Origin of the sequence: Psychrobacter sp. TB55-MNA-CIBAN-0194, from assembly GCF_040309505.1 — a bacterium.
GTDB classification, from domain to species: domain Bacteria; phylum Pseudomonadota; class Gammaproteobacteria; order Pseudomonadales; family Moraxellaceae; genus Psychrobacter; species Psychrobacter fozii.
Window position 1 is genome coordinate 1 of the sequence record NZ_JBEOOW010000141.1, and the last position, 288, is coordinate 288.

Annotated in this window: 1 protein-coding gene; it reads right to left on the bottom strand. The window is 42.0% G+C overall.

The genetic code is table 11. The features are described 5' to 3' along the window. Positions 1-288 (bottom strand): SCO family protein (locus tag AAEY75_RS14595; protein ID WP_352259965.1); only part of this gene is annotated, 288 nt, incomplete at both ends.

The following is a 288-nucleotide window of genomic DNA, read 5'->3' on the forward strand; positions in this document are numbered from 1 at the left end:
GCCTAAGTCACGACTAAACGGAAATAAGTCGGTGTGTTCTGCGCTGACCGCTTTAAAGTCTTTATTGAAAAAATTTATGTAATCTAATCGTTTAGCTTGAGTGTCACGTTTAGGGTCTGCTGACACAAACACCACTTGTACATTGCTGGCTATTTTTTGCAGTTGTGGATATGCCGCTGCGAGTTTATTCAGAGTGGTAGGGCATACATCCGGGCAAGCGGTGTAACCAATAAAGAACAAACTCCATTTACCTTGTAACGTTTGGTTAGTAAACGCATTGCCGTATTG